The organism is Pseudomonas cichorii (genome assembly GCF_018343775.1).
GTDB classification, from domain to species: Bacteria; Pseudomonadota; Gammaproteobacteria; order Pseudomonadales; family Pseudomonadaceae; genus Aquipseudomonas; species Aquipseudomonas cichorii.
Genome location: NZ_CP074349.1, coordinates 2,934,681 through 2,953,568 on the forward strand (window position 1 = coordinate 2,934,681; position 18,888 = coordinate 2,953,568).

The following is an 18,888-nucleotide window of genomic DNA, read 5'->3' on the forward strand; positions in this document are numbered from 1 at the left end:
ACCAGACGCCAAGTGCTTTCCGTCAGTTGATTGCGGCCCAAGGCGAAAGCCAGCAGTCGCACTCGTTGCGTCAGGTGATCTTTGGTGGTGAAGCCCTGGAAACCGGGATTCTCAAGCCGTGGTATGCCCGTGCGGTGAACGCCGGAACGCAACTGGTCAACATGTACGGCATTACCGAAACCACGGTACACGTGACTTATCGTGCGCTGGAAGCGGCGGATGCCTTGCACGCGGGTGTCAGCCCGATTGGCGTGCGAATTCCTGATTTGCAGGCCTATGTGCTGGATGCCAACCGTGAGCCAGTGCCGGTCGGTGTGGTCGGTGAGTTGTATGTCGGCGGTGCAGGCGTGGCACGGGGTTACCTGAACCGTCCTGAATTGAATGAAGAGCGTTTCATTGCCGATCCGTTCAGCCAACGTCCGGGAGCTCGTCTGTACCGCACCGGTGACCTGGCTCGCTGGACCGCCGAAGGCAGCCTGGATTACCTGGGCCGTAACGACGATCAGGTGAAAATCCGCGGTTTCCGTATCGAGCTGGGTGAAGTTGAAGCCCAGCTTGCAGCTTGTGATGGCGTACGCGAAGCGGTGGTTATCGCTCGCGAAGACGTTCCGGGCGACAAGCGTCTGGTGGCTTATGTCATTCCAGAAGAAGGCGTGACGCCATCTGCCGCTGACCTGCGCGACCAGCTCTTGCAGAACCTGGCCGAGCACATGCTGCCAAGTGCCTTTGTGATGCTGGAATCGCTGCCGCTGACTACTAACGGCAAGCTGGACCGCAAGGCGCTGCCTGCGCCGGATCAATCGGCATTGGCCAGCCGGGCCTATGAAGCGCCGCAAGGCAAAGTCGAAGCGGCGATTGCCGAACTCTGGCAGGAATTGCTGGGTGTTGAGCAAGTGGGTCGTCATGACCACTTCTTCGAGCTGGGCGGTCACTCGTTGTTGGCAGTGAAGCTGATCGAACGGATGCGTCAACAGGACCTCAGCGCCGATGTGCGTGTGCTGTTTGGTCAGCCGACTCTGGCAGCCCTGGCTGCAGCGGTGGGCGGGCAGGCACAGATCGTGGTTCCGGCCAATTTGATTCCTGAAGGCTGCGAGCGCATCACCCCGGACATGCTGCCGCTGGCGGATCTGGATCAGGAAGCCATCGATCGTGTCGTGGCCAGTGTGCCGGGCGGTATCGCCAATGTGCAGGACATCTATGCACTGGCACCGTTGCAGGAAGGGATTCTTTATCACCACCTTTCGGCGGTCGAGGGCGATCCCTATCTGCAATATGCGCTGTTCGCTTTTGACAGCCTGGAGCGTGTCCATAAATTTGCCGCGGCCTTGCAGTGTGTGGTGTCGCGGCATGACATTCTGCGCACAGGTGTGCTTTGGGAGCGTCTGGACGATCCGGTGCAAGTGGTCTGGCGTCATGCAGAGCTGGTTGTGGAGGAAGTTCTTCTCGAGTCGGCTGCCGGCGATATCGCTGAGCAATTGAGTGAAGTGCTCGACCCGCGTCATTACCGCCTGGATATTCGCCAGGCCCCGATGATGCGCATCGGTTACGCCCATGATCCGGCCAATAATCGCTGGCTGGGCATGCTGCTGTTCCACCATATGGTCGACGATGCCACCTCCCTGGGGATCGTGACGTCGGAAATCGAAGCGTTCATGGCCGGCCTTGGTGATCAATTGCCTGCCTCGGTGCCTTACCGCAACTACGTGGCTCAGGCGCGCCTGGGTGTCAGTCGTGAAGACCATGAAGCGTTCTTCCGCGACATGCTGGGTGATATCGACGAGCCGACCCTGCCGTTCGGACTGCATGACGTGCAGGGTGACGGGCAGGGGATTCAGGAAGTCCGCCAGGTGGTGGACGCTTCCCTCGGCCAGCGTTTGCGTGCTCAGGCACGCAAACTCGGCGTGAGTGCTGCCAGCCTTTATCATCTGGGCTGGGCGCGTGTGCTGGGCGCCGTTTCAGGTCGCGATGAAGTGGTGTTCGGCACGGTGTTGCTGGGCCGTATGCAGGGCGGCGAAGGGGCCGACCGTGCCCTGGGCATGTTCATCAACACCTTGCCATTGCGTGTTGATCTCGGCGATCAGCCTGTCGACATCGGCGTGAAGAAAACCCATGCCAGCCTGACCGCTTTGCTGGGTCACGAACATGCCTCGCTGGTACTTGCCCAGCGTTGCAGCGGCGTTGAAGCACCTGCACCGCTGTTCAGTTCACTGCTCAATTACCGCCATCTGGAAAACCGTGCCAGTGCTTCCAGTGGCTCGGCCTGGGAAGGTATCGAGGCGCTTTCGGGAGAGGAACGCACCAACTACCCGCTGACCCTGTCGGTAGACGATCTGGGCGAAGGCTTCAATCTGACCGTGATGGCTGAAGCGCAAATTGGTGCAGAACGTGTCTGTGGCTATATGCAGCGCGTGATGCATCAATTGATCGATGCGCTGGAACAGGCTCCGCAGACAGCGCTGGGGAATCTGTCGATTCTTCCGGTTGGCGAGCGTGAGCAATTGCTTCACGAGTGGAATGTCAGTGACGCGAGCTTTGCCGATGACCTATTGATTCACCGCGCCGTTGAAAGCTGGGCCGCAAAACAGCCTTCCGCCACGGCACTTCGCTTTGAAGGCCACCTGTTGAGCTATGGCGAACTCAACGCCCGCGCCAATCAGGTGGCTCATCGCCTGATCGACCAGGGCATTGGTCCGGACGATCGTGTGGCGATCTGCGTCGAACGTGGTCCTGAAATGATCATCGGCCTGCTGGGCATCCTCAAGTCTGGTGCGGGTTATGTACCGATGGACCCGGCGTATCCGGCTGAGCGTCTGGCGTACCTGCTTCAGGACAGCGCGCCGTTGGCAGTGCTGGTTCAGCAGGCCACAGCAGAAGTGCTGGCGGATGTGTCGGTGCCGGTCATCAATCTGGATGATCCACGGTTGCAGGAGCAATCCGTCTCCAATCCGCAGGTGGATTCGGCCTCGTCAAACCTGGCTTATGTGATCTACACCTCGGGCTCTACCGGTCTGCCGAAGGGCGTACAGGTCGAGCACCGCAACGTGGCACGGCTGTTCTCGGCGACCCAGTCGTGGTTTGAGTTCGACCCGACCGATACCTGGGCGCTGTTCCATTCGTTTGCCTTCGACTTCTCGGTCTGGGAAATCTGGGGCGCGCTGGTACACGGTGGCGAATTGCTGATCGTGCCGCAACTGGTCAGCCGCTCGCCTCAGGAATGCTATGCCTTGATTTGCGAGGCTGGCGTGACGGTGTTGAACCAGACGCCAAGTGCTTTCCGTCAGTTGATTGCGGCCCAAGGCGAAAGCCAGCAGTCGCACTCGTTGCGTCAGGTGATCTTTGGTGGTGAAGCCCTGGAAACCGGGATTCTCAAGCCGTGGTATGCCCGTGCGGTGAACGCCGGAACGCAACTGGTCAACATGTACGGCATTACCGAAACCACGGTACACGTGACTTATCGTGCGCTGGAAGCGGCGGATGCCTTGCACGCGGGTGTCAGCCCGATTGGCGTGCGAATTCCTGATTTGCAGACCTATGTGCTGGATGCCAACCGTGAGCCCGTGCCGGTCGGTGTGGTCGGTGAGTTGTATGTCGGCGGTGCAGGCGTGGCACGGGGTTACCTGAACCGCCCTGAATTGAATGAAGAGCGTTTCATTGCTGATCCGTTCAGCCAACGTCCGGGAGCTCGTCTGTACCGCACCGGTGACCTGGCTCGCTGGACCGCCGAAGGCAGCCTGGATTACCTGGGCCGTAACGACGATCAGGTGAAAATCCGCGGTTTCCGTATCGAGCTGGGTGAAGTTGAAGCCCAGCTTGCAGCCTGCAATGGCGTACGCGAAGCGGTGGTTATCGCTCGCGAAGACGTTCCGGGCGACAAGCGTCTGGTGGCTTATGTCATTCCAGAAGAGGGTGAAGCTCCATCTGCCGCTGACCTGCGCGACCAACTGTTGCAAGCCTTGGCCGAGCACATGCTGCCAAGTGCCTTTGTGATGCTGGAATCGCTACCGCTGACTACTAACGGCAAGCTGGACCGCAAGGCGCTGCCTGTGCCGGATCAATCGGCATTGGCCAGCCGGGCCTATGAAGCGCCGCAAGGCAAAGTCGAAGCGGCGATTGCCGAACTCTGGCAGGAATTGCTGGGTGTTGAGCAAGTGGGTCGTCATGACCACTTCTTCGAGCTGGGCGGTCACTCGTTGTTGGCAGTGAAGCTGATCGAACGGATGCGTCAACAGGACCTCAGCGCCGATGTGCGTGTGCTGTTTGGTCAGCCGACTCTGGCAGCCCTGGCTGCTGCGGTGGGCGGGCAGGCACAGATCGTGGTTCCGGCCAATCTGATTCCTGAAGGCTGCGAGCGCATCACCCCGGACATGCTGCCGCTGGCGGATCTGGATCAGGAGGCTATCGATCGTGTCGTGGCCAGTGTGCCGGGCGGTGTTGCCAATGTGCAGGACATCTATGCACTGGCACCGTTGCAGGAAGGGATTCTTTATCACCACCTGGCTGCCAGCCAGGGCGACCCCTATGTGCTGCAGGTGCAGTTCAGTTTCGAGGACCGTCAACGCCTGGAAATCTTTGCCCATGCCTTGCAGAGCGTCGTGGATCGTAACGATATCTTGCGTACCGCGGTGGTCTGGGAAAGCCTGAGCGAGCCGGTTCAAGTGGTCTGGCGCAAGGCAACCCTGGACGTCGAAGAGGTCGTGCTGGAGCAGGGCGAAGCGGATGTGTTGCAGCAACTGCAACAGCGCTTCGATCCACGGCACTATCGTCTCGACGTTTCCCGCGCACCTCTGATGCGCCTGGCTTTTGCTGCGGATCCGGCCAATAACCGCTGGGTTGGCATGTTGCTGTTCCATCACATGGCCCTCGACCATACCGCACTGGAAGTCGTGGTTCAGGAAATGCAGGCCAGCCTCATGGGGCAGACCGAGCTTCTGCCTACCGCCGTGCCGTATCGCAACCATGTGGCCAATGCCCGGCTGGGCGTCAGCCGTGAAGACCATGAAGCCTTCTTCCGCGACATGCTGGCGGATATCGATGAGCCGACATTGCCATTGGGTCTGCAGGATATTCAGGGTGATGGCCACGGTATCGAAGAAGCGCATCAGGTTCTGGACGATGCCTTGAGTCAGCGTCTGCACACTCAGGCCCGCCGTCTGGGTGCCAGTGCCGCGAGTCTGGTGCATCTGGCCTGGGCACAGGTGGTAGGACGGCTTGCCGGGCGTGAAGAGGTGGTGTTCGGTACGGTATTGATGGGCCGCATGAGCGGCACTGCCGGTGCGGACCGGGCGTTGGGCATGTTCATCAATACCTTGCCGCTGCGCATCGATGTCGGCACTCAGGGCGTCGAGGCGGGCGTTCGTGCCACTCATCAACGCCTCTCTGCCTTGCTCGGCCATGAGCATGCTTCCTTGTCGCTGGCTCAGCGCTGCAGCGGTGTACCTTCGGCGTTGCCGCTGTTCAGCACGCTGCTCAACTACCGCCACAGCGCGGGTGAAGCGCCGGTATCCGAAGCCGTGGCAGCGTGGGCCGGTATCCAGACGCTGTCCATGGAGGAACGCACCAACTATCCGCTGACCCTCAACGTGGATGACCTGGGCGACAGATTCATGCTCAATGCCCAGGCGGTTGCCGAGATAGGTGCGCATAGGACCTGTGATCTCATGCAGGCTGCGCTGGTGAGCCTGGTAACGGCCCTGGAAGAAGCGCCGAATACCCATCTCAATCGTCTGTCGGTATTGTCCGAGGCCGAGCGCTGCCAGGTGCTGGTGGCATTCAATGACACCCATGCGCCGTATCCGCAAACCCAGACCATTCACGGTCTGTTCGAGGCCCAGGTCGAGCGCACGCCGGATGCGGTGGCGTTGGTCCATGGCAGTGAGCGCCTGAGCTATCGCACGCTCAACGAACGCGCCAACCGTCTGGCTCACCATCTGCGCAATCAGGGTGTGCAGCCGGATTCCCGGGTGGGCATCTGTGTCGAACGCGGCACCGATATGGTGGTCGGCCTGCTGGCGATCCTCAAGGCGGGTGGCGCCTATGTGCCACTTGACCCGGCCTATCCGGTAGACCGCATTGCCTACATGTTGAAGAACAGTGCTCCGGCAGCCATCCTGGCCCATACCGCAAATCATGAGCTACTGGCCACTTCGTCGGCACCGATCATCGATCTGGATCGGGGCAACTGGCTCAATGAACCGGCCGCCAATCCGCAGGTGCCTGGCCTCAACTCCAGCCACCTGGCTTATGTGATCTACACCTCGGGTTCGACCGGCTTGCCTAAAGGCGTAATGATCGAGCACCGCAACACAGTCAATTTCCTGACTTGGGCACAGCAGGCGTTTGCGCCTGAAGTGCTGGCCAAAACCCTGTTTTCGACCTCGCTGAACTTCGACCTGGCGGTCTATGAGTGCTTTGCGCCTCTGATTTCCGGCGGCAGCATTGAAGTGGTCAAGAACGTTCTAGCTCTGCAGGACGGCGAGCATGACGTCACCCTGATCAACACCGTACCTTCGGCGCTGAAAGCGCTGCTGGAATCGGGCGATCTGGGGCAGGGCGTGCATACCGTCAACGTGGCGGGTGAAGCACTCAAGGGTGCGCTGGTTGAAAGGTTGTTCGCTGAAACCGGTGTCAAACGCCTGTGCAACTTGTATGGCCCATCGGAAACCACCACCTACTCGAGCTGGGTGGCCATGGATCGTGAAGACGGTTTTGCCGCGCATATCGGTAAACCGGTGGCCAATACCCAGTTCTACCTGCTGGACGAACACCGCCAGCCCGTACCGCTGGGTGTTCCGGGCGAGATCTATATCAGTGGTGCCGGCGTGGCCCGTGGTTACCTGAATCGTGACGACCTGACCGCCGAACGTTTCCTGGACGACCCATTCAACGCCGGAGCGCGCATGTACCGCACTGGCGACCTGGGTCGCTGGTTGGCTGACGGCAATATTGAATACCTGGGCCGTAACGACGATCAGGTGAAGATCCGCGGCTTCCGCATCGAGCTGGGCGAGATCGAAGCCAAACTGGCGCGTCATGAAAGCGTGAAGGAAGCCGTGGTCATGGCACGTGAAGATGTGCCGGGCGACAAACGTCTGGTCGCTTACTTCACGGCCCGTGTCGACGGTGTGGATATCGAGGCGTTGCGTGAATACCTGCAAGCCTTGCTGCCTGAATACATGGTGCCGGCGGCCTACGTTGCGCTGGACGCCTTGCCACTGACGCCCAATGGCAAGCTGGATCGCAAGGCGCTGCCCGCACCGGATCTGCAGGCGCTGGTCAGTCAGGGTTACGAAGCGCCTCAAGGCGAAATCGAAGTGGCGCTGGCGCACCTCTGGCAGGAATTGCTGGGTGTCGAGAAGGTTGGACGCTTCGACCGGTTCTTTGACCTGGGTGGGCATTCATTGCTCGCCATTCGCCTGATTTCCCAGGTGAGACTGCGGCTGGGCGTTGAGCTGAGCCTGGCCGAACTGTTTACTCACTCAGAACTGTCGGCCCTGGCCGGATTGCTGGCCCAGGCGGGTCGCAGTGCGCTGCCGGATATTGTCAGGGTGCCTCGTGATGAGGATATTCCTCTGTCGTTTGCCCAGCAGCGCCTGTGGTTCCTGGCGCAAATGGAGGGCGGCAGCACGGCGTACAACATGCCAGCCGGCCTGCGCTTGCGCGGTGCTCTCGATGAAAACGCGCTGCAACAGGCGCTGGAGCGGATTATTGCCCGCCATGAAGCCTTGCGCACTCGCTTCGCCGTTCGTGAAGATCAGGAGCCTGTGCAACTGATTGAATCCCTTGAAAGCGGATTCACGTTGACCCGTGTCAACCTGCAGGCCAGCAACGACCGTGAGCAACAACTGCTCGCCATGGCTCAGGAGGAAGCCCTGGCACCATTCGATCTTGCCACCGGTCCCTTGATCCGTGGACGACTGGTGCGTCTGGGTGCCGAAGATCATGCCTTGCTGGTGACGGTGCACCACATCGTCTCCGACGGTTGGTCCATGGGCGTACTGACCCGTGAGCTGACCGAACTGTATGAAGCCTTCAGGCAGGGAATGGAAGATCCGTTGCCACCGCTGAGCGTGCAGTACGCCGACTACGCGGTGTGGCAGCGCCGCTGGCTCAGTGGCGAAGTGCTGGAAGCACAAAGCCGTTACTGGCAGCAGACCCTGGCCGATGCTCCAGCACTGCTGGCGTTACCCACCGATAAACCTCGCCCGGCGCAACAGGATTATGCCGGTGCGACCCTGGGCATCGTGCTCGATGCAGCCTTGACCCAGGACCTGAAAGCCTTGAGTCAGCGCCACGGAACGACTCTGTATATGACCGTAATGGCTGCCTGGGTCGTGCTGCTGAGCCGGCTGTCCGGTCAAGGCGACGTGGTGATCGGTTCGCCCATGGCCAACCGCATGCGTGCTGAAGTCGAGCCCTTGATCGGCTTCTTCGTCAACACACTGGCCGTGCGTATCGATATCGAGGATGACCCGGATGTCAGCACGCTGCTGGCGAGGGTCAAGGACCGGGTCTTGAGTGCCCAGGCCCATCAGGATCTGCCGTTCGAGCAAGTGGTGGAGGTTGTCAAACCGGTGCGCAGTCTGGCGCACAGCCCGGTATTCCAGGCCATGTTGAGCTGGCAGGATACTGGTGGGACAGCGCTGGAACTGGATGGCCTGGCTCTGGAAGGCATTGGTATTGCCAACACGGTGTCCAAGTTCGACCTTTCCCTGGACCTGAGCGAGTTGCAGGGCCAACTGGTCGGCAGCCTCGAATACGCCACGGCACTGTTTGGTGAAACCACCGTACGCCGTTATATCCGCTATTTCGAAAATGTCCTGCGCGGTCTGCTGGCAGGTGACGAGACGGCAATCACCCGCATTGAATTGCTGGATGCTGAAGAGCGTCAGCGCCTGCTGAATGACTTGAATCGCACACGCACAACCTACCCGCAGACCAGCACCGCTCACCGGATGTTCGAGGAACGTGCGGCTGCCCAGCCGGATGCCATTGCCGTGGTATGTGAAGGCGAGCGCCTGAGTTATGCGCAATTGAACCAGCGGGCCAACCGCCTGGCTCACACATTGACCGGGATAGGCATTGGCCCGGACGATCGGGTGGCGATCTGCGTGGAGCGCGGTATCGATATGCTGGTCGGCCTGCTTGGCGTACTCAAGGCCGGTGGTGCCTATGTGCCACTTGATCCGGCCTATCCCGCGGATCGCCTGCAATTCATGTTGCAGGACAGTCAGCCCAAGGCAGTCTTGAGCCATCGTGGGCTGGACCGTTCACTACCGCAACTGAGCATCCCGATCGTGGCTCTGGACAAACCATTGACGGGCGCGGAGCACAACCCTGAGGTCGAAGGCCTGAACGCCCGACATCTGGCCTATGTGATCTATACCTCTGGCTCAACCGGCAACCCAAAAGGGGTAATGATCGAGCATCGCGGGCTGGTCAACTACAGCCTTGACGCTGCGCGCCTGTTCGAGCTGACGCCTGAAGATTCGGTGCTGCAGCAGAACTCCCTCAACTTCGACCTGTCGGTGGAGGAGGTTTTCCCGGCGTTGCTGGCTGGCGCGACCCTGGTCCCGACCCGTGACATCTTTGGCAGTGAAGGTCTGCAAGATGCTGCCCCGAGCATGCTGCACATGACGGCCGCGCACTGGCATACCCTGGTGGGCGACTGGCACCATCAGCCGCATCTTGCAGCCAGGGCGCTGGCGAACGTGCGGTTGATCAACGTCACCGGCGATGCCTTGTCAGCACAGAAACTGCAATGGTGGCAGGCATTGCGTCCAGCCCATACCCAGTTGATCAATACCTATGGTCCGACCGAGGCGACCGTTTCCTGCACGACTGCCTATGTAGACAACACGGCTGCCAGCCACAACGTCACGATCGGCAAACCGATGGCCAACACCCGCATTTACCTGCTCGATGCACGGCAACAACCGGTTCCAGAGGGTGTGGCGGGTGAAATGTACATTGGTGGTGACGGTGTTGCCCGCGGTTACCTGAACCTTGAGCGAGTGAACGCCGAGCGATTCCTGGCCGATCCTTTCAGCGACGAGCCTGATGCCCGGATGTACAGGACGGGCGATCTGGCGCGTTACCTGGCAGACGGCAGCCTCGAATACCTGGGCCGTAATGACTTCCAGGTCAAGGTTCGGGGTTTCCGTATCGAACTGGGTGAAATCGAAACCCGTCTTGGCGACTGCTTCGGGGTCAAGGAAGCCGTGGTCATCGCCCGCGAGGATGCACCGGGCGAGAAACGTCTGGTCGCCTATGTGGTGCCTCATGCAGGGCAAACGCTGACGGCGGCTGTACTGCGTGAAACTCTCGCACCACAACTGGCCGAATACATGCTGCCAAGCGCTTTCGTGATGCTTGAAGCAATGCCGCTGACACCGAACCGCAAGCTGGATCGCAAGGCGCTTCCAGCGCCGGAAGGCGAGGCCTTTGTCAGCCGGATCCACGAGCCGCCGCAAGGCGCGACCGAAACTGCACTGGCCCAGGTCTGGCAGCAATTGCTTGATGTGGAGCGAGTAGGGCGCAATGACCACTTCTTTGAATTGGGCGGGCATTCCCTGCTTGCCATGCGACTGATTGCCCATGTCAGGCAACGACTGGGTGCCGAGCTGCGCCTGATGGATATCTTCGCCCATCCGGTGCTGGAGGCCATGGCCAAGGGACTGGCCCAGGCGGCCCGCAGTTCGCAGCCTTCGGTGATCGCGGTTTCCCGTGATCAGGCCTTGCCGCTTTCGTTCGCTCAGCAGCGCCTCTGGTTCCTGGCACGTCTTGAAGGCGACAACCCGGCTTATCACATTCCGGCCGGCCTGCGCCTGCGTGGCGAGCTGGATGCGAATGCGCTGCAACGTTCGCTGGACATGATCGTTGCGCGTCACGAGTCGTTGCGCACCACCTTTGTCCAGTTGCCGGGGCATGATGCCGAACAGCGTATTGCGCCGTCCGATATCGGTTTCGAGTTGCGACTGCAGACACTGGAGGGACAACCTGCTACCGAGCATAGTCTTGCGTTGCTGGTGGCTGAAGAGGCCCGTGCACCATTCGATCTGAGTAACGGGCCGTTGGTGCGTGGCCAACTGGTGCGCATGGCCAGCGATGACCATGTCCTGCTGGTGACTTTCCATCACATCATTGCAGACGGCTGGTCTTCGGATATTTTCACCCGTGAGCTGGGCATTCTTTATGAAGCGCTGCGCAACGGTGAAACCAATCCGCTGCCGGCTCTGACGCTGCAATACGCTGACTATGCAATGTGGCAACGCTGCTGGTTGACCGCCGACGTGTTGCAACAGCAGACGGGTTATTGGCAACAGGCACTGGATGATGCTCCGGCGCTGCTGAGCCTGCCTACTGACCGTGCTCGTCCTGCGCATCAGGACTATTCGGGGAATGCCGTCGGCCTGGCGCTGGATCAGGCGCTTACTGAACAGCTCAAGGCGCTGAGTCAGCGTCAGGGCACCACTTTGTTCATGACCGTACTGGCGGCCTGGGCCACGGTACTGGGGCGTCTGGCCAGTCAGGATGATGTGGTGATCGGTACGCCGGTGGCCAACCGTACCCGGGTGGAGGTCGAAGGCCTGATCGGTCTGTTCGTCAACACCCTGGCACTGCGGGTGGACTTGTCTGCAGACCCGTCGGTCGAGGCGTTGCTGCAACAGGTCAAGGCTCGCACCCTTGAGGCGCAGGCTCATCAGGACTTGCCGTTCGAGCAAGTGGTGGAAGCTGTCAATCCGGTGCGCAGTCTTTCCCACAGCCCGATCTTCCAGGCCATGTTGTCCTGGCAGAACGGCGCAGGCGAGGACCTGACCCTGGGTGACATGAACCTGCAGGGCGTGAATTCCACCAGCCGCAGCGCCAAGTTCGATGTGCTGCTGGACATGGCAGAAATCGGCGGTCGCCTGTATGGCTCGCTGGAATATGCAACCGCGCTGTTTGACCGGGACACCATCGAGCGCCACTTGGGTTACCTGGAAGCGGTGCTGCGTGGCATGGTCGCTGACAGTCATGCCGTCGTGACCCATATTCCGCTGGTCAAGGACGATGAGCGTCGGCAGTTGCTCGAAACCTTCAACGCGACCGCCGTGGAGTATCCGCAAGGCCTGACGTTGCATGGTCTGTTTGAAGAGCAAGTGTCGAGAACGCCGGATGCCATGGCCTTGACGTTCGAGGGCACGTCATGGAGCTATGCGCAGCTCAACGCCCAGGCCAACAACATCGCTCATCGCCTGATCGGCATGGGCGTCGGTGTGGAGGATCGGGTCGCGATCTGCGTGGAGCGCAGTCTGCATATGGTTGCGGGCCTGCTGGGGATTCTCAAGGCGGGTGCCGGCTACGTGCCGCTGGACCCGGATTATCCTGCGGATCGCCTCGCCTACATGCTGGAGAACAGTGCGCCGGTCGTCGTGCTCAGCCAGTTGTCGTTGCGTGACAGCCTTCCGGGCTGCAAATGCCCGATGCTGATGCTCGATGGTCAGGATCTGGATGGCCAGCCGGGCGATAACCCGACGGTTGCCAACCTGACAGACTCGAACCTGGCGTATGTGATCTATACCTCGGGCTCAACCGGCCAGCCCAAAGGGGTCATGAACGAACACATCGGTGTCGTGAACCGTCTCTTGTGGATGCAGGACGAGTACGGACTGGATGCGACCGATGTCGTGTTGCAGAAAACGCCGTTCAGCTTCGACGTGTCGGTGTGGGAGTTCTTCTGGCCGCTGTTCAACGGTGCCCGCCTGGTGATGGCACGTCCGGGCGGTCATCGTGAGCCGGCCTATCTGTGCGACACGATTCAGGCTCAGGGTGTGACGACACTGCATTTCGTGCCTTCTATGCTGGAAGTCTTCCTGGCTCACGGCAATCTGGAGCGTTGCCACAGCCTGACTCGTGTGATGTGCAGTGGTGAAGCGCTGCCGGGGCATCTGGTCAGACGCTTCAAGGCACAACCGACCGGCGCCGTTCTGTACAACCTCTACGGTCCGACCGAAGCGGCCGTGGACGTTACTGCCTGGGATTGCAGCGGTCTTGAAACGCCGGATAACACGCCGATTGGCAAACCGGTGGCCAATACCGGCATCTATCTGCTGGACAGTATCTTCCAACCGGTGCCACTGGGCAGTGCGGGTGAGATCTACATTGCCGGTGTTCAGGTTGCCCGCGGTTACCTGGGGCGTCCGGATCTGACCGCCGAGCGTTTCCTGCGCGACCCGTTCAGCAGTGACCCTGCAGCGCGGATGTACCGCACCGGTGACCTGGGCCGATTCCTGGCCGACGGCACGCTGATTTATCTGGGCCGCAATGACGATCAGGTGAAGATACGCGGCTTCCGTATCGAACTGGGTGAAGTGGCTGCACGTCTGGGCACTCATCCGGACATTCTGGAAGCGGTGGTCATTGCCCGTGAAGACGAGCCGGGTGACAAGCGACTGGCGGCCTATTACACCGCGAGCCGTGATCTGGAGGTCGAAAGCCTGCGCGGCTATCTGCTGGGCCTGTTGCCGGAGTACATGGTCCCCGCGGCGTATGTAAGGCTCGACAGCCTGCCACTGAGCGCTAACGGCAAGCTGGATCGCAAGCGCTTGCCTGCGCCGGACCGTGACAGCGTTGCCAGCCGCATTTATGAGGCACCGCAGGGCGCGACCGAAATCTTGCTGGCCGAGATATGGTCTGAACTGCTGCATGTCGATCAAGTAGGTCGCTTCGACCACTTCTTTGAACTGGGCGGGCACTCGCTGCTGGCGGTCACGCTGATCGAACGCATGCGCCAGGCCGGATTGAGTGCCGATGTGCGGGTATTGTTCGGCCAGCCGACCCTGGCTGCACTGGCACAGGCCGTGGGCAGCGACCATGAAGTGACGGTGCCGGAAAACCTGATTGTGGCGGGCAGTGAGCAGATCACGCCCCAAATGCTGCCGCTGATCGATCTGACTCAGGACGAGATCGACCGTCTGGTTACTGCGGTGCCTGGCGGTGTGGTGAACATTCAGGATATCTATCCGCTGGCTCCGTTGCAGGAAGGTATTCTCTATCACCACCTTGCTTCTGAAGTCGGTGACTCTTACCTGCAGCAGGCGTTGTTTACGTTCGAGAATCAGGAGCGTCTGGATGATTTCATCACCGCCTTGCGTGGTGTGATCGGGCGCCATGACATTCTGCGTACGGCGATTTTCTGGGAAGGCTTGAGCGAGCCCGTTCAAGTGGTCCTGCGCCAGGCTCCGCTGCCTATTGAAGTGGTCAAGCTGGACCCACGACAGGGTGCGCTGGAAAACCAGTTGCGCGCGCATTTCGATCCGCGTCATTACCGCATGGATGTACGCCAGGCACCGCTGCTGCATATGGCCTATGCCTATGACGATGAGCGGGATCGCTGGGTTGGCATCCTGCTGTTCCATCACATTGCTCTGGACCATACCGCGCTGGATGTCTTGCAGGCTGAAATGCAGGCGTTCCTGACAGGGCAGGAAGCACAACTGGACGCTGCCGTGCCTTATCGCAACTACGTGGCCCAGGCACGATTGGCTACAGAAGCGCAGACACACGACGCGTTCTTCACGCAAATGCTCGGTGATGTCAGCACCTCGACGCTGCCATTCGGCCTGCATGATGTGCAGATGGACGGCAGTGGCATCGAGCAGTTCCGATTGGTGCTGGACGAGACGCTTGGGCAAAGGCTGCGTGCCTGCGCCCGGCAACTGGGCGTGAGCCCGGCCAGCCTGCATCACCTGGCCTGGGCTCAGGTGCTGAGTCTGGTCAGCGGTCGTGAAGATGTAGTGTTCGGCACTTTGTTGATGGGCCGTATGCAGGGCGGTGAGGGTGCCGATCGTGCCTTGGGCATGTTCATCAATACCTTGCCGATCCGCATTGATATCTCTGCCCGGAGTGCGCGTGAAGCGGTACGTTCGACTCATGCTTCGCTGGCGGCTCTGCTGGCTCACGAGCATGCTTCGCTGGCGCTTGCCCAGCGTTGCAGCGGCATCGAGGCACCGGCGCCGTTGTTCAGTGCCTTGCTCAACTACCGTCACAGCGGGGTGCAGGTCGATGCCAAGGCTCAAGCGGCATGGGATGGCATTCAGGGGCTGGGCGGTGAGGAGTGGAGCAATTATCCGGTCGCGCTGAACGTGGATGACATGGTCGACTCGTTCGTACTGACCGCCCAGGCCGTACCTCAGGCAGGAGCGGAACGTCTCTGCGGCTACATGAACCGGGCGTTGTACAGCCTGATCGAAGCCCTGGAACGTACGCCGGACAAACCGGTTCATGAATTGCAGGTCTTGCCGCTGGCCGAGCGTCATCAGGTATTGCTGGACTTCAACGATACCCAGGTGGATTACCCTTCGGACCAGCCAGTGCATCGTCTTTTCGAGGCGCAGGCACGACTGAAGCCGCTGGCCATCGCTGTCGAGCATGACGGTGTCCAGACTTCCTACAGTAGCCTCGACGAACAGGCCCGGCGTCTGGCCGGACAGCTATGGCACGAGGGTGTCAGGCCGGGTGACCCTGTCGCCATCCTGTTGAACCGTTCGCTGGAATGGCTGGTCAGCGCGCTGGCGATTCTCAAGTGCGGTGCGGTCTATGTACCGCTGGACCGCCAGGCTCCCGAAGAGCGCTTGCGCATGGTTCTGGATGACAGTGCCGCTGTGCTGACCCTGAGCGCCGGGAACATGTCGGTTCCCGAGGGCATTCGCTGGCTGGATGTGACAGTTCCATCGGGTACTGTCCTTGAGGAACAGGTTGAGACGGGTGGCAACGATGCGGCTTACATACTGTACACCTCCGGCTCTACGGGGATGCCCAAAGGTGTGGTCGTGCCGCACCGTGGCATTGCACGTCTGGTCCTGAACAACGACTTCGCGCAGTTCACTGCACAGGATCGTCTGGCTTTTGCATCGAACCCGGCATTCGATGCCAGCACTCTGGAAATCTGGGGTGCGCTGCTCAACGGTGGGCGGATAGTCATCATCGATCATGAATGCCTGCTGGACCCGAACCGCTTCGCGCAGGTCCTGACAGGCTCCGAAGTCAGCGTGTTGTTCCTGACCACGGCTGTCTTCAACCATTACGTGAGCCTGATCGGTGATGCTCTTGCCGGGTTGCGTGTCCTGATGTCGGGTGGCGAGCGGGCAGACCCGCAGATGTTCGCCCGGATGCGCGAAAAGGCTCCTGCCTTGCAGTTGCTTCATGCCTATGGCCCGACCGAGAGCACGACCTTCGCCACCACTCATGAGGTCAGGGAGGTCGCGCCGGATGCAGCCATCCTGTCCATTGGCAAACCCTTGTCCAACACACGGGTGTATGTGCTGGATGCGCGACAAAAGCCTGTTCCCGTGGGCGTCGAGGGTGAGATCTGTATTGCTGGCGACGGCGTGGCTTTGGGTTACCTGAACCGCCCGGAACTCAGCGCAAAAGCGTTCCTCGATGATCCGTTCAGCCCGGGCGAAGGTGCCTTGTTGTACCGCACGGGCGATACCGGACGCTGGCAGGCAGACGGGACCCTGGATTGTCTGGGACGTACCGACAATCAGGTCAAGCTGCGTGGCTACCGGATCGAGCTGGGTGAGATCGAAGCCAGGCTGAATATTCACCTTGCGATCAGAGAGGGCGTTGTACTGGCGCGTGAGTCGACTGCCGGAGGGAAATGCCTGGTGGCCTATTTCACTGCCGATGGCGACGTTGATCTCGAAGCGCTGCGAGCGCACATGCAGAACCAGCTACCGGACTACATGGTGCCGGCAGCCTATGTAAGGGTGGAAAAAATGCCATTGACTGCAAACGGCAAGGTGGATGTTAAAGCACTGCCGGATCCTGATGAACTGGCGCTGGTCAACCGGGGTTATGAAGCGCCTCATGAGGGGCTTGAAACCACACTGGCCGAGGCCTGGGCACAGGTGCTGCAACTGGAGCGGGTGGGACGTCATGAGCGGTTCTTTGAACTGGGTGGCCACTCGTTGCTGGCGGTGCGTCTGGTCGGGGTTCTGACTCAGATCGATGCGCGCATCACTTTGTCGGAGGTCTTCGAGCACGACAGTGTCGCGGCCATGGCCGGGCTTATCCAGCAGCGCGGGGCTGGCCAGTCGGGAGAGGGAGGCGCAGTTCCCGTGCGCCGTAGCGGCACCCGTACGCCATTGTTCCTGGTTCATGAGTTCAGCGGTCTGGACCTTTACTTCCCGGCGCTGGGTAAACACATCGATCTCGATACGCCAGTCTATGGATTGCCCGCTCTGGCCTGGGGTGAGCCGCAATTGCAGACGCTGGAATGCATGGCAACCCGACTGGTCGGGCTGATGCGTGAGGTTCAGCCACAAGGTCCTTATCGTCTGGCGGGCTGGTCGTTTGGTGGTGTTCTGGCCTATGAAATCGCCAACCAGCTGATTGCACTCGAAGAAACGGTCGAGTTCCTTGGCCTGATCGACAGCTATTACCCACGCCTAGTGGATCAGGGGCAGCAGCGCTGGGCCGGCGAACACGGGCATGCCTTGCACTTGCTGGACCGCTGCGAGGTACTGGGCAATGCCGCCGGGCTGAGCAATGAAGAGCGTGCCCGTATCGCTGATGCTCTGGCGGCACTGCAATCGATGGCCCGTCAGGCAGATTTCGATACGTTGCTGGCCGCCTGCCGTGCACAGAATCTGTTGCCTGCGGAAATTGCAGTGTTGGGACGTGACGAGCTCTGGTCTTACCTGGATCGCGAAGTCGCTCATGGCCATGCACTTGCGAACTACAGCGTGTACCCGATTCCTGTACCGGTGCATCTGTTCGTGGCCGCTGAACGAGCCACGGATGCGCCGCTGCATGACGGGCGCCTGGGCTGGGAAGCGGTTATGCCTGTTGCCCAGTTGCGTTGCATCTCGGTACCGGGTGACCACCAGACCATGATGGAAGTGCCGCACATCCAGGTGCTGGGCGAGGCCATCAGTGCGGCATTGGAGGATGGCGGGCCTGCGGGTCCGAACGGCGGTACGTTCCACCCATTGCTGACGATTCAGTCCGGGCGTGCCGACCATGTGCCGGTGTTCTGTGTGCCGGGGGCCGGCGACAGTGTCACCGGCTTTATCGCCCTGGCCGATGCTTTCGGTCCGCACTGGCCGGTACACGGCCTGCAACCCAGAGGACTGGATGGCGCGACAGTGCCTTTCGGTCTGGTAGAGGTCGCCGCCGAGGCGTACCTGAAGGCCATCGATTCCGTTCATCCCCACGGTCCCGTGCATCTTCTGGGTCATTCGTTCGGTGGCTGGGTGGTTTATGAAATGGCGGCTCGTCTCCAGGCCCAGGGACGCGAGGTTGCGTCGCTGACCCTGATCGACAGCGAATCGCCCGGCGGCAACGGTGTGGTGGGCAAGCCTTATACGAGCAGCGGCGTCCTGAAGCGCCTGATCGAGGCGATTCAGTTGTCGTCGGGCAAATCATTGAACATCGATGCGGCGGCCTTTGCTGCCCAGAACGATGCCGGGCAGATGCGAATGCTGCATGCGGGCATGGTGCGCGCAGGCATTCTGCCGGCCCGCTCTCCGGTCACGGCAATGAATGGGCCGGCCCGTGCATTCGGGGCCGCCTTGCGCACGCGCTACAAGCCGGTTCACCGCTACGAAGGTCCGGTCCGGCTGGTACTGGCCGAAGACCCGACCCTGGATGCCGCGAACAACCAGCGTGAGCAGCAATCGATGCTCGAAGGCTGGAAGTCCCATGTGCCGGACCTGAGCGTCTGGTACGGCCCCGGAAACCATTTCACGATTCTCAAGGACGGTCATGTGCAACGCCTCGCGCAATGGTGGCGCGAGGGACTCGCTGAATCAGGCAAGGAAGTCAGCCCGAAAATGCCCCTTGAATAACGGCCTCGACGGCAAGCATCGACAACCTTCATCCCGGCTGCCAGCCAGCCGGGCCTGT

General features: G+C 60.7%; 1 protein-coding gene (cut by a window edge). It reads left to right on the forward strand.

All coding sequences use genetic code 11. From position 1 onward, the window contains the following. A protein-coding gene (locus KGD89_RS12630) for a non-ribosomal peptide synthase/polyketide synthase (protein WP_213149634.1) crosses the window boundary here: on the forward strand, positions 1 to 18,830 show its 3' portion. It extends 12,022 nt beyond the left edge of the window; the window shows 18,830 of its 30,852 coding nt (coding positions 12,023–30,852); its start codon lies off the left edge, out of view; the stop codon is at positions 18,828 to 18,830. Positions 18,831 to 18,888: the final 58 nt, after the last annotated feature.